This is a genomic window from Nostoc sp. LPT (genome assembly GCF_017115165.1).
Lineage (GTDB): Bacteria > Cyanobacteriota > Cyanobacteriia > Cyanobacteriales > Nostocaceae > Nostoc.
In genome coordinates, this window is sequence record NZ_JABXKF010000053.1 from 1 (window position 1) to 22773 (window position 22773).

The window sequence follows — 22773 nt, forward strand, 5'->3', positions numbered from 1 at the left end:
ATCCATTCGCAGAATCGATCCCATACGTTGGCGCTTTCGCGACGTTGTAAGGTTGTTGTCATTGTTTTATAAATGCGATTATTTGCAAGATGAATTTTAGGTAGGTTTGACTACCTGTTACACATCTTAAAGAATTTATTGCGTTTTGTAAAGTACTTTCAGAAAAAACTTTCTCTTGGGATTTACGCACCCACAGAAAATCCCCAAGCCTTTGAAAAAGGGGAGACTTTAGGTGATACCACTTGGGATTTTAGACTTCGGCTACGCTCAGTCGAACGATTGTGGATTGTGAAAAATGCACTTTATTCTTCAATTCGTTGCTGGCTGCTTGGATATGGATGTACCCACTTCCGGCAAAGGTGGACGCACAGATAAATAAACCAATGGGCCAAATAGCGGTATCAAGGTTATTAACCAGAAAAACTGCGGATTTTTCCAACCGCGACGCGCCATATCATCCCCCAACAATGTGGGAAATAATAGGCAGAGTAGACAAAAATCTAAACTCATCACATTGATGAAACGGTTAGTTTGCCACTCTTGCACAAAACTGCCCCAATCTCCTCCTCTTAAACCGTAGACAACTAGAATAACCGTGGCTACCGCTAACACAAAACCAGTCACACGAGAATCTAGCAGCTTGAGCAAGGTATTCTTTTGACCGAGAAACTGATTATTTGGTTCTCGTAGGGCTAAATACGGCAACAAGGCAAAAGCACCAACTGCGAAAGAAGCAGTAGAAAACAGCCAAGCAGGTATTTTTTGTCCTCTACCATCAATAAAGACTACTGCGCTGTAAATAAGAGGCCAGATGCCCATGAGGTTGAATAGTGCTATGACTAACGGGTTAACACCTTGCCACTGGCCGATAGAAAGGTTTTTAATTAACTCGAATGTACCGGGTTGATCGGCAGGCGCGAGTAAAAAAGCATAGACCACAAATCCCAGCCACAGCACGCCAAAGGCAATTTTTCTCACCATAAAAGATTTAAGTAGTATTAATTATTGATTTTGTCGCAACAAATTGGGATATCTGCCAGCTATGGTATTGTTCACTTGACTAAACCCATAGCAGCTTGTCCGTTAAATATCACCTGATACGATTAAGGATTCAAATAACTGAAAGCTTCTGAGAGATAATCAGCAGCGGATGCCACGACTGCGATCGCACTTTCATAATCTAGGCGCGTTGGCCCCAAAACTCCCACACTTCCTACAGGTACCGAACCTCGGCGATAGTTAGAAGAAATCAAGGTGCAGGTACGTATCGGTTCTAATGGATTTTCTGCACCAATGCGAACCGTTACTTTTGGTTTACCACCATCCTCTGGTTCTGGTTCCTCAAATATTAATCGCCACAGTTGGTCTTGTTCTTCTTCCAACAGATGGATAATCGTTTGTACTTGCTGTAACTGGGAAAATTCTGGCTGGCGCAAAACTTCTGACACACCCCGAACCATAATTTGGGTTGCAGTTGGTGCAAGAGTGCGACGAGTCAATTCAGCAACTGAGTTTTTCAAAAATTCCCCGTAGCGTTGGAACTCCTGATCTAGTTCGTTCCAGTTGAGGTAGGCTAATTCCAACAGACTTCGCCCCCGCAGGTGACTATTCAAAAAGTTAGAAACAATCTGCAACTCGCGATCGATTACCTCTGAATCCCGTTGTGTTTCTTCTGGTGTTGGCGACAAATCCATCAATTTAGAATGTGTCTCGTAACCATCAGTTACCACAATCAGCATAATCCGCCCGGCTTCAATTTGCACTAATTGCAGATGTCGCAATAGCGCTGTGGTCGTTTGCGGCATAGTGATCAAGCTAACGCAACCACTCAAGGTTGCTAAAATTTGTGCGGCTCCTTGCAGTAGGGTTTCTAAACTCCGATCTTGCCACTGTAGCTGCTTTTGCAGTGCCACCTCTACTTCTCGACCTATTTCCGTACCACTTGCCTGCGGGACGCTGCGCGAACGTGGAAGCAAGCTTCGCGTAGCGTCTGTCTGCGACACGCTGCGCGAATGCAGAGAAGGTGTAATTAGCTGGTCAACATAAATGCGATAGCCTGAATCTGAAGGTACACGTCCAGCAGAAGCGTGGGGTTGATAGAGCAATCCAGACTTTTCTAAAACGCCCATCACATTGCGAATTGTCGCCGAGCTTACACCCAGGTCGTACTCTTCGACTAAAGCCTTTGAACCAACAGGCTCTGCCGTAGCAATGTAGTGACGTACCGTTGCCCAAAGTATATGCTGTTGTCGATTTGTTAACTGAACTTCCATTATGGTATGTTTTGCTGAAGGCAAGTTTTAATCAAACTTTGAAAAAGTTTGTGGATTTAATCGAAAACAGAGAATATTAATAATTCATTAAGATAGCAAATTGTATAACTATATTTTGATAAGTATTTTTAAAGTTTATATACATACAGCATTTTTTAAGAGTAGGGTTGAAATAGTAGCTCAACTTTTTTTTGCAAAAGCTGCTGATTATAATGTACCCTTACGATGCTTCTTTCTAACCGTACTTTTGCACAAATTTGCGCTTGCGACAGTATTATTAGATACGTATTTTTTTGCAATGGCTAGTGCTGAAGTGTGATTTGGGTCAGTCGAAAAGTTTTGTGCAGATGTACTTAATGCCCAAATTCCAAGCTTTCCGGCAAACCTTTAAAGTGATGTACTTCTGCCTTTAGGATAGCAAAAGTCAGATGGAAGAGTTAAGTCCCATCTGAATCATGTATTCGAGCAAAAGCTAATACTGGGGAATTGAAGGGTCTACTAGTTGGGAATAGGCATCAATACCACCCGAAATATTTTGCACATTTGTAAAACCTTGAGCAATCAACCACTGGCACATTTGGGCAGAGCGGATGCCATGATGGCATAACACCAAGGTTTCGGCTTCGGGATTGAAGAGGGTAGGTACTCGATCTCCCCATTCGGCAAATTGACTTAAAGGTAGGTTGACAAAGCCCTCAATGCTAGCGATCGCCAATTCTTGTGGTTCCCGCACATCTACTAGCTGAATACTTGTATCACTAGAAGAAAGACGTTGCGCCAGTTCTTCTACACTAATTTGATTCATGAGTTCCCTGTCATGAGGTTTTCGTAAATAGTCCTAATACTATTTATGGTGACAGAAAATTTCTGCCTTGACATCAGCATCCATTCTCAAGAGGGTTGATTGATTCTGCTAGGCTTTCTGCTTAAATGGCTGTAAACCGTCTTTTTTAATAGGTTTAATGTGAATAGGCAACGTTCATTTATCGGTTTTTTCGTCGCTGGGGCGATCGCCCTGCTAGTAATTGCGATCGCAGGCTTTTACTGGTTTTTCGCTAAAAGTCCGGCTAACCTGATTGCTTCTAGCTCTGGGCCTGGTGCAGCCATATTCGTGTCGAAACTTTCCCCTGCAATGGTTTCATTATTGACGAATCCTGAGCGTTTGCAGGCGTTGGAGCGGGAAGAGGAACTATCTAAACTCAAAACCAGTTTATTCGCCAAGAGTGGCATAGATTACAAACAAGACATTCAACCCTGGTTAGGGGACGAAATTACATTAGCGATCGCTACCTTAGATATTGATCGCGATCCAGAAAACGGACAGCAGCCAGGGTATTTGTTGGCATTAGCAACCAAACAACCGCAGAAAAGCCGCGAGTTTGTCGAGTTGTTGTTTTCTAAAAGAGCATTAGCCGGAGCAAACTTAGCTGTTGAACAATATAAAGGTGTAAAACTGATTTCTGACAATTCTCAACCAGAACAAGACTTGCTTGCTGGTGCTGTTGTCGGTGAAAGCTTCGTTTTATTTGCCAACGATCCGAAAGTACTACGAGATGCTATCAATAACGTCCAAGCGCCCGATCTGAATTTGAGTAGCTCACCCGAATACCAAAAAGCTACCAAAGAACGGCTTAAAGGGGGATTAGCTGTAGCTTTCTTGAATCTTCCCATCGTAGCAAAATGGCAAGGGTTAGAGTTACCAGAACAACTTTATAACAGTGAAATCATATCCTTAGTGTTGAATCGCCAAGGATTGCTGGCAGAAACCACCTTTTTGACTTCATCGGAAATTGTCCCTCCATCTGCACCGCTATCTAAACCTGTGGGAGCATTACAGTATGTTCCAGCATCCGCAGGTTTAGCAATTTCCGGCTCGAATTTGAGTAATTTGGGTGACAGCGATTTAGCCAAGCTCTGGAGACAAGCAACAGCAACTATATATGGTTCTGGGGAAGATGTGGTTTCTCGGTTAGCAAAACCTTTGGCGGATGTTCAAAAACGCTGGAGTATAAATTTACCAAAGGATATTTTCAGTTGGGTACAAGGAGAATATGCCATAGCATTGTTACCTGATAAAGAGCAAACAACCCCACATTGGATTTTTGTGGTGGAAAAATCCGAAGGTGTAGAACAAGGCGTTGCTCGATTAGATGCGATCGCTTCATCTAACGGACTCAGCATCAATACCCTAAATATAGACAAGCAAAAAATCTCCGCTTGGACAGAGTTAACCACAGCTACAAAAAAAAGTGATGTCAAAGAAGGAGCATCTTTCAGCATTGAAACAAAAGTGCGGGGATTGCATACAACTTTAGGAAATTACGAAATTTTCGCGTCTGACTTGGAGACAATCAATGAAATTCTCACAACCAAGGATAATTCCATAATTGACAATCCCAATTTCAAAGATAGTATCGCTGCAATTCCCCTACCAAACCAAGGCTATTTATATGTTGACTGGACAAAGAGCCAGAATTTGTTAGAGCATCAAGTACCGATTCTCAAACTAGTGGAAGTCTTAGGTAAACCATTTTTTAACAACTTGCGATCGCTCACAGTTAGTAGTTATGGAACTGACAAGCGATCGCTCAAAGGTGGCGTTTTTTTCCAACTCAATAATTCCTGAGATTTTCAGAAAAGCTCAAGTGCAGAAGGTAAAATAATTTTTAACCTTCTGCCTTTTTTTGCCCCATGATATTTACGTAGATTTTCTGTAGCATTTGCTATTTGTATTTGTAATCTTTGGATAGGTACTAACTGCTGGCTTATAAATTTAAGTTCGATGTAGCAGTGAGTCTCAAATACATCAGAAATAATTTACACAATACCCAGGTAGCGATCAGTAATGGGCAAGGTAATTGGCATTGATCTAGGAACGACGAATTCTGTCGCCGCTTTTAAGTTAGCAGAAGTGGAAGTGGTGACAGCTAATGATAATACGCCTCCAGATAGGAAACTGACGCGATCGGTCGTTGCTTGTGAGCAAAATAAATTTTTGGTAGGAGATCAAGCTTATAACCAACTCAGGGCTAATCCTGAAAACGTGGTTGTTTCCATCAAGCGCCTAATAGGAAGAGGTTTTGGCGATCCAGCCGTACAGAAACAAAAGTCAGAATTTGGTTACAAAATTGCTCAACCGAGTCAGGGTACAGACAACAGTATTGCAGTGTGGCTAGGAGGCAAAGAATACCAGCCAGAGGATATTTCTGCTGAAATTCTCAAAAAAGTTGTGCAAAATGCCCAAGCTTATCGCCAAAGAATTGGTAAAACAGGCGAAGTCATAAACCAAGCAGTTATTACCATCCCCGCTTACTTCAACGACAAACAGCGTCATGCTACCCGTACAGCTGCACTCAAAGCTGGAATCACTCCCTTAGAATTGCTCCCGGAACCCACAGCCGCCGCCATATCTTACGGCTTTTCTCCAACTGGGGATGATTTTAAAACGATTTTAGTTTTTGACTTTGGGGGTGGTACATTTGATGCTTCGGTGATTCAAGCAGCAGGAACTTCATTTATTGAACTGGGAAAAGCTGGGGATTTATGGTTGGGAGGAGATGACATTGACTCTCGGATCATCAAGTTTGTTAAACAGCAATTTGCCCAGCAAGAAGGAATTGCTGATATTGATGGCTTGATTACCAAAATGCCCCACTATCAACGGGTGCGATTTAACGCCGATTTGAAGTTAGCAGTAGAACGCGCCAAAGTTGAATTAAGCACTGCTACAATATCTCGCATTGCTCCTGCGACTCAATTACTCGACGAATTGGGTATTGCCATTCCTATTGAAGTAGAAATCACTCATGAGCAATTTGAGGAAATAATTTTTGATTTGGTGGAGCGATCAATTCAGATTTGCCGCCAAGCACTACAAGACGCTGAACATCACCTAGAGATGGTAGATGTAGTATTATTGGTTGGCGGTTCTTGCCAAATTCCTGTAGTCCAACGCAAAGTCAGAGAAGCCTTTGGAGCCGATAAAGTAGTAGTGCATCCTCGCCCGATGTATGCGGTGGCTGAGGGTGCAGCAATTGTCGCGGCTGGACAAACAGACAAAGTAACTACAGTATCCCGCGATTATTTTATCAAGCTGGTGGATGGCAGAGAGCAAGTAATTAAGCGGGGTGATATTTTACCAGTGAAGACATCCCACACTTTTAAAACTGCTGCTAATGGACAACGGTTGATTCATTTTCAATTTTTTAATCCCGATCAAGTAAAAGAAGATTTGGATGGGGTGGGCGGAAATGAAAGTATTGGCGATATCTGGTTAGGGTTAAATCATGCTTATCCAAGAGGGACAGAAGTTTTAGTCAACTTGGAATTAGATGAGAAAAACAGCGTTCTAGGGATGACTGCCACATTAAAAAATGACCCTTCAGAGAGAGTGAGTTGCACCTTTTCGCGGGGGCGATCAGATGAGAAAATATATAAGGAATTAGAGGAAACGATCGCAGAACTCAACGACCAAAACCTAACTCATATCGGCGTAGAAGAAGCGCTGAAGTTAGCCCTGCCAGTGGTGCAGTTAAGTAACCAAATCATCGATCCGAAGACCGGAGAGGAACGCAGCGATTTACGCGATCGCGCTGGTGCAAACTTGAAAAAATTCCAGGTATCCATGTCTAAGGAAAGCCTAGAAGCCAAGTACCTAATGAATGAATGCGATCGCCTAGTTAAATACTGCGGATCGATAATTCCTCAACCACAGCAGGAACGATTACAAAAACTGAGTCAAGAATTGCAAGATGCCATCAACACCGATAACCTCTCCAAGATGGAATCTCAGAGTGAAGATGCAAGGCGAGAACTTGACAATCTACCTGATGAGGTCAAGCTTATTCAAGCTTGTCTTTTAGGAATCCGTCAAGCTTGTGCAGTTGCACCGACCGAAGCAAATGCCATGTCTGACAAACTTTTTCGGATGCTTGGGGCTATGGAAAGTGATGATGGAAACGAAGCCAATCGCTTGTGGAGTGAATTGCAACCAGACATCCAGCGTTGGCTAAATGAGGAGTTACCTAGCAACAGCATTGTCACAGGAATAACGCGATGAAGATGAAACTGAACTGTCCTGTGTGTGATTACCAAGAAATTGAAGGTGACACTTGTCCTAACTGCGACACTGATCTTTCTGTAATTCGGATGCTTAAAGAATTACCGCAGGTGGAAGATCCTGTGCGACAAGTGAAAATTACCAAATGGCAACTAGGAGTTGCTTTAGTGCTGCTGATTATCGGCATTGGGTTGGGAGCAATGGGCAGTTTTATATTCCTGCAACCACAGTTACACACATTAACTGTCTCTTCTCCCAATCCAGTTATTAGCGATCGCTTAAAACAACCAGTTAATCATGCCTCTGTGACAGCTAAGGAACCCCCAAAACCAATTACTTATACTGTTAAATCGGGAGATCACCTCAGCGCGATCGCCCAAAAATTTTGTGGTCAGGGAACCTCTTGGCAAGTAATGGTTAAAGCCAACCCCCAACTCAAAGGACGGGAAGATGATATAGACGTAGGGGATGTGTTAAAAATCCCCAACTGCAAGGAGGGTGCTTAATGAGCATCCTTGATAGTTTGAATACCTTAACTAAAACTTTACTGGGGGTGGGCATTGTTGATGCCTGGAAGCAAGCGCCACTGACTAAAGAAGCCAGCCAAAAAGCAGCACAATTAGCCCAAAACAAGCACTTGCGAGAAGCGGTAATGATTGCAGAAAAAGCTCTCGCTGTCTGGTCAAGAAAACCAGGTTTTTGGGAGCGTTTGATTTGTCAATTGCTACTAGGTAGGCTGTTAGACAATCTTACTCAGCAACTAAAGCAGTGGCGCTATCAAGTAGCAGAAGTGGATAAACTAGCTGCTAACGCCAAAACCCTTCTCAAGCAAGATACGGGCGACCCTTTAGAAACGCAAGCACTTGCAAATGCGATCGCCATTTATCAGCGCTGTACCAAAATTCTCCACGATGATCGTATATCACGGGTAATCAAGCAGTACCAAGAAGAACTGCAACGGCGACAGCAGTTTTTAAATTTAGTGACACAGGCACAGTCTCAGGCAGCAAATCGGTTTTATAAAAATGCGATCGCAGTTTATCGAGAGGCTGAAAAGCTTTATTCTACTGAATCTCTACAACAGGCGATCGCTGCAAGTCTTGCCCAAGTCCAACAAGAAGAAATTTATGATGCAGCTTTTCAAAAGGTGCAACAAGCTGAAAGTGAAGGAAAATTACAGGCAGCGATCGCACTTTTAAAAAATGCTTTGACTAACTTTTCTCGCTCTGACGGACTTCATTTACTACAAAAGTTACAACAAACACTTAAAGGAAGAGAACAGTTTCGCCAAGGGTTAACAGCAGAAAAAGCGGGTGATTTTAAGGCGGCTACATCCCTTTATAAAAATGCTAAATTGCTCTTGCCCAACTCTACATACTGCCAAATCCGGTTAGCACTTGTGGCAATTAAAACTCAGGCATGGGCAACCGCACTAACTCACTTAGAAGCTATACCTGGAGAACAAGCTGCTTACTTACGGGGATTTGCCTACGCGCAACAAGAAGATTTACAAGTAGCTTATAAAGAATGGCAAGGACTGAATACTCCTGACATTGCCAAGCAACGAGAAATTATCAAAAATCTTTCCCAACGCCAACGCCTGCTAAGACTACATAATATAGAGCAACTAGTAAAAGCTGAAAATTGGGAGAATGCTAAAACAGAAAGTACACAATTTATCCAAAAATTTGGTTTTGATCCGTTAGTCGATAAAAATCTCAACGAACATATTCAGCCTCGTTTAGAAGTGGAAGTATGGCAAGAAAAAAACTGGAGAATTATTGTTGATAATGCTGAAAAAGCCTGGATTTCAAACCCTAATATTACCACATTACATAATTGGGCAACAGCAAATTATTATCTTGCTCAAACTGAACCTATAAAGCTTTTTAGTTTGATAATTTCGTTTTCAACAGCCTTAGCAAATATAACTGAAGATCCAAGCCTTCAAGATGTGCCTTGGTTAGAAAATAAACCTGTAGAATTTACCTTAATTTCTTTAGGCTTAAAACGCCGAATAGCAACGTTATTAGATACTTATAAAGATACAAACATTATTGAGTATTTGAATTTACGCGATTATTACCGATTAGAATTACTATCTCTAAAGCTGATGGGTGAGCCGTCAAAATGGGGAATGAAAATAAAGGATATATTTATCACACCTGGTTGTTATCAGCATTACCTTCCTCAATGGCAAGGTAGTTACGACAATAGGATAAATTCTAACCAAAAAATTTTAAATTCCCTGTATACAAATTGGGGATTAGCTATGGCTGCTTGTTTAGAAGGAGATTACCAAAGAGCAATTCAACTTAAACCCTCAACCACAGATAATTCTGATATTGCAGTATTTGCTCAGAAATTTGTTGCTTACCATGAAGGTTGCTATCAGCTACAGCAACAAAAATGGCAAGAGGCAATTATTCCTCTGAAACAAGCAAAGCCAGAAATTCAAGCTAGTAATGATTGGCAACAAGAAATAGATAGACTTTGTGGATTGCAACGTCAAACAATATCAGAATCTCAAGAGCATTTAGAGTTTGCCCAGTTTTGGTATGACCTTTTAGGAAGTAGAGACGCTAGAAGTTATCTAGCTGAGTATAAGGCAGAACAAATACGCGAACAAATTACTAATGAACAACTTTCATTAGCAACAGCCCTGAGAGAACTACAAAAACTAAAAGAAGTTGACAATCAAAATCCTGTTGTAATTGACTTAATTCAGAGAATTGAATTTAAACAAAAATTAGAATTAATTGAGAATTTATTAAAAAATAATCAATTTGAAGAAGCTGTACAACGTGCTAAAAAATCCCAGCATCAACGTATACGTAATATTGTGTCAGATATTTGCGTAGAAATATTAATCAAGGGTTTCCAAAATCGGGATTTAGGATTTGAAGATATTTATCAATTAGGCTATTGGGCTTATGAACTATGTCCAGATGATCCAAATGTCCAAGAAGTTTACAGATTTAGCCAAGAACTGAAAGATATTCAAAATTTCATGAAATGCGATCGCTTTGATGAAGCTGTTCATCGTGCCAAATACTCACAACATAACTCTATTCGTAACTATCTCGCTGAGTTTTTTATTAATACCTTGGTTAAAGGTATCCAAAACCGCAATTTATCTTTTGATTTAATTCAGCAATTAGGTCGTTGGGCTTATGAACTTTGTCCAGAAGAACCTGCTTTTCAAGAAATTTACCACAGCCTGAAAATTTGTTAATTAAAGGTATCTAATGGAATATAATCCTTATGAGATTCTGGGTGTATCCCCAGCAGCATCTAAAGCTGAAATTACAAAAGCTGTAGCAGTGGCAATGAAGCACAAGAAATATCCTGTGGATATCATTGCTAAAGCCCAAAAAAGCTTATTAAAACCAGAAGAACGCATCATAGCCGACTATTTGCGTCCTATACTGCCCACTATTAAGCACTTCAAATATAGTGATTTATCGGCTTTGCTTCAGCCAGCACCTGGACTGGTATTATTACCAGAATTTGATGGATTAGAGCAAGCGATCGCTCAATCTGCCCAAGAAGAACGCCTAGAGCGAGAGCCTTTACCAATGAACCTATCAGAGTTGTTCACCGAGGGCATTATAGCTTGTAAAGAAGAACGTTACCCCAAAGCGATAAAATATCTAGAAGACTACTGCCAAGGCTGTACAGATATTAATAGTAAAGATTACATTCAAGCCCAAATGTGGCTGATTAAAGTGTATAAAATAGTTGGACAGTTAGAAAGAGCGATCGCGCTTTGTCAGCTTTTGAGTAACCATACTCATCCGCAAGTGAAAACTTGGGCAACTAAAACTTTACCAATGTTATCAAAAGAGGTTTCCCATGTCTGATTTTATTATCAGTCAAGAACAGCAAGACTTGACCATACAAGAAATTAACAACCTCAAAAAAGACAAAGTTGTATTACAACAGTCTTTACGAGAACAGCAAACTAAAACCGCAATAAACACTGAAGATTTATTTTTAGAACTGCTAGAAATTGGTGATGCATTAGAAGCTTTACTGGATTATCTAGAACAGAACCCCAATCCCAGCCCAGAATTTCTCCAGCGTTTACCCAAGTCTGTAGGGGCGGTTAATCGGAAGTTTCTCGGTGTACTAGGAAAGCGCCATGTCTTACCTATAGAAATAGAACTGCAAAGTACACAGCCAGATTTTAATTTATGCCGTGTTGTTGATCGTGAAGTCAGAAATGATATGGCAGACCAAACAATTACTAAAATCGTCCGTCGAGGGTTTTCTTTGGGAGAGAAAACCCTGCGTCCAACAGAGATAATCACATCTAAATCAGAAGTTGAGGAACCGTAGATGTTGTTTATAGAATTGTAGCTGCGTTTATATTAATAAACAACCTAGCAATTCGCTGTCCACTTTCCAAAACATTAACTGTGGCACATTTGAATGTGGCACACCCAACTGAAATTTCACTAGATTTTTTTAACTAGAATATGTATATATCATTACTAATTTAAAAGCCTGTTGGAGGGCTACTATGAAACACTGTTGCCCCCGACTTCAGTTTCGCGGCGGTTGGCTGTTGGCTATACTTACCGCCATCACAGCTACCCCTGCAATAGCACAGACAGCAAACTTTGGCACTTTTAATTTATCAACAAACTTTGATTCAGCACAAGGAACAGTGCAGGGGTTTACAGGTGGTTCTTACTCATTATCTGCCATCAGTAATCGCGATCGCGATCAAAAAGCCTGTATTGGCTTTGCCGATCCCAAACCAGATCACATTATGGTTTTGGAAAAGGACTTTCCCCAGCTAACAATCCAAGTCGATAGCAACAACAACGACACCACTTTAATCATTCAAGGCCCAGATCAAACAACGATTCGTTGCGGCGATGACACTGGTAAAAGTAAAGATGCTAGCGTTAGCGATCGCGACTGGAAAAGGGGCACTTATCGGATTTGGGTAGGTACATTTAATCCTGGGGTCAAGCGTGATTATACTTTGACAGTGGAGCAGAAGTGATAAGGAGCGGGGAGTAGGGAGCAGGGGAAGATGAGGGAGATGAGGAGGCAGGGGAGCAGGGAGCAGAAAGCAGAGGGGAAAGAGGTAATTTTTCATTCTCCCCCTTGCCCCCAGCTCCTCTGCCTCTTCCCCATGCCCAATGCCCCATTCCCAATTTTTACGTGTAACACCTGAGAGGATAATATGGGAGAGTAGCTTGTTGTGCTTTCCGAGGGTGCTATCTCGTGCTATCTATACTACGTGCTGACTTTCGTATCATATTTGAACGTGACCCAGCTGCCCGTAATTGGTTGGAAGTTTTATTTTGTTACCCTGGTTTGCAAGCCCTGTTATTCCATAGGCTGGCTCACTGGTTGTATAGTGTTGGTCTTCCCTTTATTCCGCGCCTGGTTTCTCACTTGGCTCGGTTTTTGACTGGAATTGAAATCCACCCTGGTGCAACAATTGGGCAAAGTGTGTTTATTGACCACGGGATGGGTGTAGTAATTGGTGAAACTGCGATCGTGGGAGACTATGCCCTAATTTATCAAGGTGTCACCCTTGGGGGTACTGGTAAAGAATGTGGCAAGCGCCATCCCACTGTGGGCGAAAACGTCGTAGTTGGAGCTGGAGCGAAGGTACTGGGCAATATCCAAATTGGCAATAATGTCCGTATTGGTGCTGGTTCTGTTGTTTTAAGAGATGTGCCTTCAGACTGTACTGTGGTAGGTGTGCCTGGGCGTATTATGTATCGTTCTGGAGTTCGGGTTTCACCTCTTGAACACAATAACTTACCAGATTCAGAAGCTCAAGTAATTCGTGCTTTAGTAAACCGGATTGAGGCGTTGGAAGAACAAATACAAACTCTTCAGCGCACCAATTCTTCAGAAAAAACTCCCGTTTTAGTGGGTTGTTTAGCAGCGAAAGAGGATGAGCTAACCCACGATATTCGCTGGTGCAACCTCAAGGATAAGACTATCCAGGAATTTCTAGATGGTGCTGGCATTTAGTTTAACTTAAGAGTTAAGGGTCAATCTTTTGACTCTTGACTAAATCACGGATTAATCGCTTCGCTAGACCATTCTTGCCGATCGCTACGGCAGTAAAGCCATCGATTTTGTGGTTCGCCGCGTAATTCTAAATGGTCTACTTGCACCGGATCGAGTAGCAGTAGACAAAAATTAGCCACTGGCTCAACAGGATCGGGTGCTGGTGGCTCAAAGGCTCCTGCTTCTTGGATTCTGGGTTTACCAGGATGGGGCCAAGCAAACTGTAAACGCGCCGCATCACTCAATTCTTGCCACATTGCGATCCGGGCTGGCTGTAGATCGTGGTCAGAATCATCACCGCTTACCAGGGTTAAACAGCCAGTGATGCGGAATTGTTCTCGTGTATTGGGGAAGTACCAGCAAATTTCTGCCCAAGGTTGTTGCTGTATCTGGTCAGTTTTGGCGCTACGGTTATCGGTGATAAATTTTAGCTGGTTTGTATCTTCTAGAAAGTCGCGAAAGACTAGGGTACGATTAGCGGGGCGACCATTCGCTTGTAGTGTTGCTAGTTGCAGGTAACGGGCATAAACAAGGCTGCGGTTGCGATCAAGTGCATGAGCGATCGCACTTCGCCAAGGAGCAAGAGACATTATACAATTCTGTTGGTAATCTAACGCCAGGTATTGCTGAACATCCTACCACTTCAATACTCCTGGTTGAGCGCCAGTGATTCCTAAAAGTTCTCTAACGCCAAGAAGCTTTAAGATTTTGCTGCTGTAATATATATAAATTCTTAATATAAATAATACCTAATGAGTTCCTTACCCGCTAATCGTGCTAATACCCTCAAAGCTGCTTTTCGTGTTTGTGATGTAGCTCCTCTAGTCACTAATAGAGATATTGAACGTTATTATGTTGATTTATCAAAAGTTCGCAAGACACAGGCAATTAATACTGTTAAAACTCGCTTAGATTTTTTGGAACCCGCCGAATTTTGCAGCCTTCTATTCACTGGACATCGGGGATGCGGTAAAAGTACAGAATTAAGGAAGATTCAGCGAGAATGGGAATCTCAATATAAAGTTATTTATATAGAAGCCGACGCTGAACTAGATATATTAGACGCAGAATACACAGATTTATATTTGGTAATTATTAAAAAAGTTGCTGATGTATTATACACATCGGAATTAAATTTTGATGCACAACTTTTAAATAATTTTGAGTCTTGGTTTAAAGAAATTACTCAAGAAACGGAACAAACAGTTGAAAGGTCAGTAAGTATCGGTGCTGAGGCAAAAGCAGGTATAAAGATTCCCTTTCTTTCAAAGCTATTGGGTAAAATCCAGGCTCAAATTAAAGGCGCTGACAAACAAAGAAAGACAGTTCGTCAGAATTTACAAAAAGATATTGGTCGTTTACAAGCAGATATAAATTTGTTGTTAGGGGATGCTTTTGTCAAGCTTAAATCAAAATACCCAGAATATGAAAAAGGATTTTTGATTATTTTTGATAACTTAGACAGAGTGCCCCCAAATGTAGCTAAACATTTATTTTGTGATTACGCATTTCAATTACAAAGTTTACATTGTACGATTATCTATACAGCGCCAATTTCTATCGTCTATTCTGAAAATAATTTGGCGAACACCTTCGACACACCGAATATTGTACCGATGGTCAACATATATGAGTTTGAAAAAGACAAAAACGAGCTAGATTATAATGATGAGGGGATAACAGCAATTACGAGTTTAATTGAACAAAGAGTTAAAGTAGACGCAGTGTTGGAATCGCGTCAACTATTGGTAGATTTAGCAAAAGCAAGCGGCGGTCACATCCGCCAATTGATGCAAATAGCATCAAAAGCATTTCTTACAGCAGCAACTCGCGGTCTTGATAAAGTTACTGCTGATGATATCACTTATGCGATTAAGCAAGAGCAGTTTAATTTTGAGCGAAGTATATCAACAGAATACTATTCTGCTTTGGCTGCGGTATATGTCAATAAGGATGTTTCTAAAGATGAAATCGGCAGATTAATGCTGTTCAATCTTTGGGTTTTTGAGTACAACGGCAAAAATCGCTGGAATTATGTTAATCCAGTTGTGAGGCAAATCCATGCTTTCCAAGAAGCAGTCAAATCAGCCACAAGTAACCCCTGAGTTAAATTTAGAAAAAGAAACTTTTGTGCAAATAAATCAGCAGTCATTAGCGGAACTGTTAACCTTTATTGATTTTGCTGACACTCAGTTAACGATTGGGTTCGTTGCTGTTAACTTTGCTGAAGATAAAAATACTTTAATTGAAATCCTCAATAACCATCCTCAATGCCATGAGATTCAGTTTGAACTTCTCAATTTTGCCGATCCTAATTTGCGTTTTTTAAGGGATGAGATTATTCATGATTTAAAAGAAGTTGATTTAGAACCAGATAAAAAATTAGTTTTAATTGTTATCGGGTTAGAAAAGTCTATTGGTTTAACTGGGGAATATCCGCCTGTACTGCAAGACTTAAACTTTGTCCGAGACGCTTTTACTAATAGTGTTCCTCACCCTATACTGATATTTCTGCCAGATCATGCCCTAACACGTTTGGCAAAGTATGCTCCAGATTTTTGGGCATGGAGAAAAGGAGTATTTTATTTTCAAACAGTCGAGTCTACTCAAGAATTGGCTTTGGAAAAAACAATTCAGTCTGAGAGAATATTAGGAAGTTTAGATTTACCAGAAAGGCAAGAGCGGATTGATTTACTTGAACGCTTGCTAATGGAAGAATCAACAGATGTACGTACCCGCATTACTATTTTGCAGGAATTAGGGGCAGCTTATAGGAGTATTGCTGAGGCAGAAAAAGCAGAATATTTTTTGCTAAAAGCTTTGAAGTTGACTGAAGAAGATGAAAATTTAGCAGGAATCAAAGCCAGTGTTCTCCACGAACTGGGTGACACATATTATGATTTAGGAGAATGGGATAGAGCGATCGCACTCTACAATAAGTCTTTGGAAATAACTGAATACATTGGTGATGTCCAAGGCAAAGCGGTGACGTTGTACGAACTAGCAGGTATCTACGCCAACAAAGGCAATGTGGATAAAGCGATCGCACTCTACAATCAGTCTTTGGAAATAACTGAACGCATTGGTGATGTCCAAACCAAAGCGGCGACGTTGCACGCACTAGCAGGTATCTATGCTGACACAGGGGATGTGGATAAAGCGATCGCACTCTACAAATGGACTTTGGAAATAACTGAACGCATTGGTGATGTCCAAACCAAAGCTGCGATGTTGAGCAATCTGGGAATTCTTTACGCTAACAAAGGGGAAGTGGATGAAGCGATCGCACTCTACAATCAGTCTTTGGAAATAACACAACGCATTGGAAATGTCCAAGGTAAAGCGGCAACATTGAGCAATCTAGGAATTCTTTACGTTAACAAAGGAGAAGTAGATGAAGCGATCGCACTTTTCAATCAGTCTTTGGAAATAACACAATGCATTGGAAATTTCCAAGGCAAAGCGGCGACGTTGCACAATCTAGCAGGTATCTACGCCAACAAAGGGGATGTGGATGAAGCGATCGCACTCTACAATCAGTCTTTGGAATTAAAAGAACGCATTGGAGATGTCCAAGGCAAAGGAGCGACGTTGTACTGTCTGGGAATTATCTACGCCAACAAAGGGGAAGTGGAAGAAGCGATCGCACTCTACAATCAGTCTTTGGAAATAAATGAACGCACTGGTAATGTCCAAGGCAAAGCGGCGACATTGCACCAACTGGCAAGTATCTACGCCAACAAAGGGGAAGTGGATGAAGCGATCGCACTTTTCAATCAGTCTTTGGAAATAAGAGAAGGCATTGGAGATGTCCAAGGCCAAGCAATGACTCTGTGGTGGTTAGGACATTTGGCAGAACAGCAGGGTGAATACACTAAAGCGATATCCTATTTGCAACCAGCTTTAGAAATTTTGCAGCGATTGAAGTCACCAGATGCTGAAAGTGTGAGTGCAAGTCTGGATAGGGTAATGCGTAATTCGTAATACTTCGGCTGCGCTCAGTACAAGTTCGTAATTCGTAATTACAGCACCTAAAGTTTTTTGTCTCACGCAGAGAGAAGTTTGAGCGGCGGCTTCCGCCGCTCAAAACTTCTCCTATCGGAGACGCTACGCGAACGGTGGGCGCGAAGGCGCAGAGAAGAAAGCGAGAGTGTTTTTTAAATATATGAAAATTGCTGTAATGAGTCTTTGATACTCGCGCGAGAGTCTTTAATACTCGTGAACGAGTCTTTGATACTCGGCGACGAGTCTTTAATACTCGTGAACGAGTCTTTGATATTCGCGGACGAGTCTTTGATACTCGTGAACGAGTCTTTGATACTCGTGAACGAGTCTTTGATACTCGGCGACGAGTCTTTGATACTCGGCGACGAGTCTTTTATACTCGCGGACGAGTCTTTTATACTCGTGAATGAGTCTTTGAACTCCATTAATGAACCTTTGAGCTTCATTCGTCGTCAACCTCGGAGCTTCGTTAATGAATCTTTACAGCAATTTAGGTGAGAGAATCAGGATCTATGCCGAGCGATCTTAATCTTTCTGCTAATAATTGGGCGCGTCTTTCAGCTTGTTGAGCCTGTTCTTGTGGTGTTAAAAGCCTTTGTCCTTGCTGATCGTACCAATACAACCACTCGCGGGGAATGCCTAGATAAGTTCCCCGTTCCACACCAATTCCTAAACCAATCTCTGACAACCAAACGGGATTATTATCATCTAATTCATAAGTATTATTAACTAATTTGTAAACTTCTAAACATGGTTTACGGCGACGAAATGGATTGTAAACCACATAATACAAAAACCCTAATCTTGCATACTCTGCTTTTTTGGTCGAATACTCACCGCGATATGTCTGAGATACCACTTCCAGCGCTAATATCGGTACTCTCTTCTCTTCCCAAAGCACATAACTGGGACGGAGGTTTTCATCATAAAATCGCTCTACCCCCAAACTCAAAAATCCATCTGGCACGATTGGCGGTAAATCTGGGTCATAATAAATCCCCATATCTATACCAAAAAACCAATCCATTCTTTCTGGCCAAGCCATTGCGAGTATTGCTTTGAGTAAACCAGGAATCAAATCTTGTAATTCATTGTCCACAGGGGTATCGTCAGAGTCTGGCAGTTCCTCAGATGAGGGCAAACAAGCTAATGGATCGTAATTTAGCATGATTGATTTCCTGTTCCTCAGTTATGAGTACATCTTTATTTTATTAATGAATCTTGAAGTCTTTGGAAATGACAGAACGCATTGGAGATGTGCAAGGCAAAGCAAATATCGCTACTCACTTTTTCCCTCGGCTCAAGAAAAAACTGCTAGATTTACCACCCAAGATACTAGAATTTAGTTGCCAATGAAGACATAATGTCTCATGTTCGCCGTTTTTGTGGGATGTGGCAAACCCTAGTTAGATTCTGATTCATCTTTGAACATGGCTGTTTCCGAAAATAGAGAAGCGTTTATTCCCTTCACTCGCAGTGATATTATCAAACTTTGCCTGGAAGACGGTCAGCTAGATGAAGCTGATGTCAAAAAATTTCAAGATTTCTGCCAAATCCTCATTGCATACTATCACTTTCGCTTCCACAAAACCTTAGAAGTTATCAAAGATAACTACGTACCCTTTAATCCTAATGCAGAGATTCAACCAATAACTCCACCAACATTCGAGCAATATGATGACATGGAGTTGAAAGTAGTTGAAGCCTTTGGGCATATTGTCGAAAGAGCTAATTATATTGTTTTGCCTGAATCGATTCTCAAACGAGCGCTGGCAACAAAATCTCTCATTGAATTGAAAACTAAAGTAAATTTTGAGGATTTTGACCGCTTAATCTGTTATTACCGGGGTGATAGTTATAAAAAAATTTTGCTAAAAAAATTCTTCTTTTGGCAAGAAGAAAAGACAGTTGATATTTTTGAACGGATTGTTTTATTAGTCAAGTTCAAAGAAGCAGCTTACTTTCGGGCGAAGAAAGACAATATCCAAGAATTAAAGTTCATTCCCGGTAAGATGTATGTTTACTTCTACAAAAATATTCCCAAATTAGATGTTGACTTAATCTTTCCCAATGTAAAAACCAGTATGACCTGGAAAGATCGGTTACTATTTGGAATTCCGGCGATTGGCGCGGCAATTCCTTTGCTATTAAGAACACTGCCGAATTTATTATTGCTAGTTGCAGCAATTCTACTAGTACTAAATGTTACTTTTTGGGTTGAATCATTAAATGTAGAGTTTGAGAAAGTCAGAAATTTTATGCCCGTCTTGGTGGCAGCTTTATCATTAGCGATCGCTTTAGGTGGATTTGCCTTTACGCAATACAATAATTACAAAAATAAAAAAATTAAGTTTCAAAAAATTGTAACTGATACGCTATTTTTCAAGAATTTAGGGAACAATCATAGTGTTTTTCAAATGTTTCTGGAATTAGCAGAAGAAGAAGAATGTAAGGAAATTATTCTGGCATACTATCATTTACTTACTAGCCCCACAGCATTAACTCCTCAACAATTAGATTCTCGCATCGAAACTTGGATGGATAATAAATTAGGCACAAAGATTAACTTTGATATTCAAGGGCCTCTAAGCAATTTAGAAGATATTCGCGGTCAAGTAATTCAAAATAGCGAAACAACAGACAATGTACCAGAAATCCCTTTACTAGCCTACGATCGCCAAGGAGCATGTCACGTTCTACCCTTGGATGATGCGAAAGCAGTGATTGATTATGTTTGGGATAATGCCTTTCGATATAACGGGATAATCTTGTAGTTTAGTCTCTCCGTTATCTCTATATCTTCCAATTTGCACCTTTGAGTTCATTGATGAATCTTCAAAGCAATTCAGGTGAGAGAATCAGGATCTATACCAAGCGATGTCTAACGACAAGCCGCTCCGCGTCTACGTAACTGTTCTGCGAATAATTCAGCACGTCGTCGTGCTTGTTGAGCTTCTTGCTGTGCTTGCTGTGTTTGTTATTGAGCAAGTTTTTTGTCTTCTTCTGGTGTTAAAAACCTTTGCCCTTGCCGGTTATACCAATACAACCACTCGCGTGGAATACCTAGATAAGTTCCCTGTTCCATGCCAATTCCTAAACCAATCTCTGGTAGCCAAACAGGATTACCATCTTGAAATTCATAAACATTATTAACTAATTTGTAAACTTCTAAACGTGGCTTACGGCGACGAAATAGATTGTAAACCACATAATACAAAATCCCCAATCTTGCATACTCTACTTTCTTGGTTGAGTACTCACCGCGATATGTCTGAGACACTACCTCCAGCGCTAATATCGGTACTCTCTTTTCTTCCCAAAGCACATAACTGAGACGGAGGTTTTGATCGTAAAACCGCTCTACGCCCAAACTCAAAAATCCATCTGGGACTATCGCTGGTAAATCTGGGTCATGATAAATCCCCATATCTATACCAAAAAACCAATCCATCCGTTCTGCCCAAACCATCGCCAAGATAACTTTGAGTAAACCTGGAATTATATTTTGTAATTCGTTATCCACTGGGGTATCGTCAGAGTCGGGCAGTTCCTCAGATGACGGCAAACAAGCTAATGGATCGTAATTTAGCATAATAGGTTTACCGTTTTTCAGTTGTTAGCACATCCTATTTTATTTGCAAACATAGAGAGTATCAGAACCCCACTTCTTTAAGAAGCGGGGTTATTTTGCTCATTGGATATTAATTTTCCACTTGTTTGAGTTTTTGAAAAATTTCATCAAGTGGTGACTCAGATTCATCAGGACAAAATTCTAAAGCAAGTCTAACTTTTCCTTTTTTCCATCCCATAGTACTAAATTGTAAAACTTCACAATTTAATCCTTGAGTATACAAATTTACTTCATCTGTTTCTTCAGCTCCAACATATTCCTTAATTGCTGTAATCAAATCACGGACTTTAAAAGTTTTAGCAATATTTAACTTATTAAAAGTGTCCGGTTCTATAGACACAACTTCATCATGGTTTAGTATCTCGAATCCATCTTCCATAAAAATCTCCTGTCAATAAATCTATATTTTCCAGAGATATAACAGTTCATCCGAAATAAAATGATAATTTAGTCATTAGTCATTAGTCATTGGTCATTAGTCCCTGGTCGTTATCAGTAATAATTTTTGTCTGGCGCAATCGCTCTTAGCGATCTTCTAAGAGTAGGGGCAAAGAAAAACTCTGCCCTCCTCTGTGTTTCAACTTAAATACTTAACTCACCATGTTTTACGTAAGACTTTACCAAGTCCTGAGTTATCAGTAAAAGTAAAATACTCAACACTCAGTACTGTTTTAGTGAGGTTTTTAGAAAAACCAACCGTAAGAATGCAAACCTTTACCCAAAAGATTCACACCGAGATAGCAAACCCAAACAACAAGCAAGCCGGCGGAGGCTAAAATTGCCGGACGACGCCCTTGCCAACCGCGAGTAATTCTGGCGTGAAGGTAGGCGGCGAATACTAGCCAGGTGATTAATGCCCAAGTTTCTTTCGGGTCCCAACTCCAGTAGGAACCCCAGGCTTCGTTAGCCCAAACGCCACCGGCAATGATGCCAATTGTCAGCAGGGGAAATCCTAATCCAATGATGCGATAGCTGATGTTGTCGAGGGTTTCGGCAAGGCTAAGGCGCTGGGGTGAAAGAGGTTCAACAGATGTAACAGCTTGAGATTCAGGAGTAGTTACTAAATTCAAAACAGCAGTGTTTCCGTTACCGTTGCCGTTGCTACTAGTTTCAAAACGGGCAAAGCCGTTATTTTCAACAGCAGGGGTTGGTGGTTGAGAAATTAGTTCAGATGCTTTGTGCAAGCGGTAGCCGTTGCTGCGATAGCCACCAGTACCAACAGAACTGCCTTGTAGCTGGATATTTTGACCGCGAGTGACAATTAAAAAAGCGATCGCTAATAAGGAACCCACCATCAAAGCAGAATAACTCAACATCATGACGCTGACATGCATCATCAGCCAATTTGACTTCAAGGCAGGTACTAGGGGTTCTGACGCTTGCATCTGGGATGGTAGTGTCATGGTAGCAAAAGCTGCGATCGCCATTGCCACTGGAGCTGTCGCAACTCCTACTAAGCGGCTACGGCTACTATTTTCAGCAATCAGATGGACTGCGGTAATTCCCCAAGTTAAGAAAAACAGAGATTCATAAAGATTACTTAAGGGAAAGTAACCAGCTTCGATCCATCGTGCCCCTAGTAGAGTAGCTATGCACAAATTTGCGATCGCCATCCCAGCTGTCCCCAAAGCGGCTAGATAAGGCAGATTCGGAAAAGCCGCTCCTCCCCAATACACCAGCATTGTCAGGAATAATATGGCAAAGGACGCATTGTCCAGCCAGTTCTGGAGTACAACCAAATTCATAAAGTTTTCTCTCCG

Annotated in this window: 19 protein-coding genes and 1 pseudogene; 11 read left to right on the forward strand and 9 right to left on the reverse strand. The window is 41.1% G+C overall.

Going from position 1 to position 22773, the window contains the following annotated elements; genetic code table 11:
- Window positions 1-309: 309 nt before the first annotated feature.
- The 3 genes from HWQ58_RS12065 to HWQ58_RS12075 form a co-directional block, all read right to left on the reverse strand.
- Window positions 310-981 carry a DUF2834 domain-containing protein gene (locus tag HWQ58_RS12065; protein WP_292862217.1) on the reverse strand — a complete coding sequence of 224 codons (672 nt, stop codon included), beginning with the start codon at window positions 979-981 and terminating at the stop codon, window positions 310-312.
- A gap of 122 nt (window positions 982-1103) precedes the next feature.
- Window positions 1104-2273: a heat-inducible transcriptional repressor HrcA gene (locus HWQ58_RS12070; RefSeq protein WP_292862220.1), complete on the reverse strand. Its 1170-nt coding sequence runs from the start codon at window positions 2271-2273 to the stop codon at window positions 1104-1106.
- 472 nt (window positions 2274-2745) lie between these two features.
- Complete coding sequence (locus HWQ58_RS12075) at window positions 2746-3078, reverse strand: rhodanese-like domain-containing protein (protein WP_292862223.1); 333 nt, start codon at window positions 3076-3078, stop codon at window positions 2746-2748.
- Window positions 3079-3237: 159 nt separating this feature from the next.
- Between HWQ58_RS12075 and HWQ58_RS12080 the strand changes: the two genes are divergently transcribed.
- The 8 genes from HWQ58_RS12080 (at window position 3238) to cysE (ending at window position 13338) form a co-directional block, all read left to right on the forward strand.
- Entirely contained in the window at window positions 3238-4899 is a 1662-nt protein-coding gene (locus tag HWQ58_RS12080) for a DUF3352 domain-containing protein (RefSeq protein ID WP_292862226.1), read from the forward strand.
- A gap of 219 nt (window positions 4900-5118) precedes the next feature.
- Window positions 5119-7332 carry an Hsp70 family protein gene (locus tag HWQ58_RS12085; RefSeq protein WP_292862229.1) on the forward strand — a complete coding sequence of 738 codons (2214 nt, stop codon included), beginning with the start codon at window positions 5119-5121 and terminating at the stop codon, window positions 7330-7332.
- Entirely contained in the window at window positions 7329-7838 is a 510-nt protein-coding gene (locus HWQ58_RS12090; protein ID WP_292862232.1) for a LysM domain-containing protein, read from the forward strand. The genes HWQ58_RS12085 and HWQ58_RS12090 overlap by 4 nt, the downstream gene beginning before the upstream one ends.
- The gene (locus HWQ58_RS12095) at window positions 7838-10567 is read left to right on the forward strand and encodes a peptidase M, neutral zinc metallopeptidase site (protein ID WP_292862235.1); all 2730 of its coding nucleotides are present in this window, start codon (window positions 7838-7840) and stop codon (window positions 10565-10567) included. The genes HWQ58_RS12090 and HWQ58_RS12095 overlap by 1 nt, the downstream gene beginning before the upstream one ends.
- A gap of 13 nt (window positions 10568-10580) precedes the next feature.
- Window positions 10581-11195, forward strand: a complete 615-nt coding sequence (locus HWQ58_RS12100; protein WP_292862238.1) for a molecular chaperone DnaJ — start codon at window positions 10581-10583, stop codon at window positions 11193-11195.
- A complete protein-coding gene (grpE, locus tag HWQ58_RS12105) occupies window positions 11188-11673 on the forward strand; it encodes a nucleotide exchange factor GrpE (protein ID WP_292862241.1) in 486 nt (161 codons plus the stop codon). The genes HWQ58_RS12100 and grpE overlap by 8 nt, the downstream gene beginning before the upstream one ends.
- Window positions 11674-11857: 184 nt before the next feature.
- Window positions 11858-12349, forward strand: coding sequence for a hypothetical protein (locus HWQ58_RS12110; RefSeq protein ID WP_292862244.1), 492 nt, complete (start codon window positions 11858-11860; stop codon window positions 12347-12349).
- 224 nt (window positions 12350-12573) lie between these two features.
- Window positions 12574-13338, forward strand: a complete 765-nt coding sequence (cysE, locus tag HWQ58_RS12115; protein ID WP_292862247.1) for a serine O-acetyltransferase — start codon at window positions 12574-12576, stop codon at window positions 13336-13338.
- A 44-nt stretch (window positions 13339-13382) separates the two neighbouring features.
- Here the strand turns inward: cysE and HWQ58_RS12120 are convergent, their stop codons facing one another.
- Window positions 13383-13967, reverse strand: a complete 585-nt coding sequence (locus HWQ58_RS12120) for an Npun_F5749 family FMN-dependent PPOX-type flavoprotein (RefSeq protein WP_292862250.1) — start codon at window positions 13965-13967, stop codon at window positions 13383-13385.
- A gap of 162 nt (window positions 13968-14129) precedes the next feature.
- Between HWQ58_RS12120 and HWQ58_RS12125 the strand changes: the two genes are divergently transcribed.
- On the forward strand, window positions 14130-15482 hold the full coding sequence (locus tag HWQ58_RS12125) for an ATP-binding protein (protein WP_292862253.1): 1353 nt from the start codon (window positions 14130-14132) through the stop codon (window positions 15480-15482).
- The gene (locus tag HWQ58_RS12130) at window positions 15439-17361 is read left to right on the forward strand and encodes a tetratricopeptide repeat protein (RefSeq protein ID WP_292862256.1); all 1923 of its coding nucleotides are present in this window, start codon (window positions 15439-15441) and stop codon (window positions 17359-17361) included. The genes HWQ58_RS12125 and HWQ58_RS12130 overlap by 44 nt, the downstream gene beginning before the upstream one ends.
- A 267-nt stretch (window positions 17362-17628) precedes the next feature.
- Here HWQ58_RS12130 and HWQ58_RS12135 read toward each other — a convergent pair whose 3' ends face one another.
- Together HWQ58_RS12135 and HWQ58_RS12140 are read right to left on the reverse strand one after the other, a co-directional pair.
- Window positions 17629-17838 carry a hypothetical protein gene (locus tag HWQ58_RS12135; protein WP_292862259.1) on the reverse strand — a complete coding sequence of 70 codons (210 nt, stop codon included), beginning with the start codon at window positions 17836-17838 and terminating at the stop codon, window positions 17629-17631.
- A 34-nt stretch (window positions 17839-17872) separates the two neighbouring features.
- Window positions 17873-18550 carry a Uma2 family endonuclease gene (locus HWQ58_RS12140; protein WP_292862262.1) on the reverse strand — a complete coding sequence of 226 codons (678 nt, stop codon included), beginning with the start codon at window positions 18548-18550 and terminating at the stop codon, window positions 17873-17875.
- Window positions 18551-18812: 262 nt separating this feature from the next.
- Here HWQ58_RS12140 and HWQ58_RS12145 point away from each other — a divergent pair, with 262 nt between their 5' ends.
- Window positions 18813-20156 (forward strand): TMEM143 family protein, encoded by a 1344-nt coding sequence (locus HWQ58_RS12145; RefSeq protein WP_292862265.1) that lies wholly within the window; start codon window positions 18813-18815, stop codon window positions 20154-20156.
- A 107-nt stretch (window positions 20157-20263) separates the two neighbouring features.
- Here the strand turns inward: HWQ58_RS12145 and HWQ58_RS12150 are convergent.
- From HWQ58_RS12150 to ccsB, 3 genes and pseudogenes are all read right to left on the reverse strand, one after another.
- Window positions 20264-20974: pseudogene (locus HWQ58_RS12150) on the reverse strand (Uma2 family endonuclease).
- Window positions 20975-21083: 109 nt separating this feature from the next.
- Window positions 21084-21392 carry a KGK domain-containing protein gene (locus tag HWQ58_RS12155; protein WP_292862268.1) on the reverse strand — a complete coding sequence of 103 codons (309 nt, stop codon included), beginning with the start codon at window positions 21390-21392 and terminating at the stop codon, window positions 21084-21086.
- A 304-nt stretch (window positions 21393-21696) separates the two neighbouring features.
- A complete protein-coding gene (gene ccsB / locus HWQ58_RS12160; RefSeq protein ID WP_292862271.1) occupies window positions 21697-22758 on the reverse strand; it encodes a c-type cytochrome biogenesis protein CcsB in 1062 nt (353 codons plus the stop codon).
- Window positions 22759-22773: the final 15 nt, after the last annotated feature.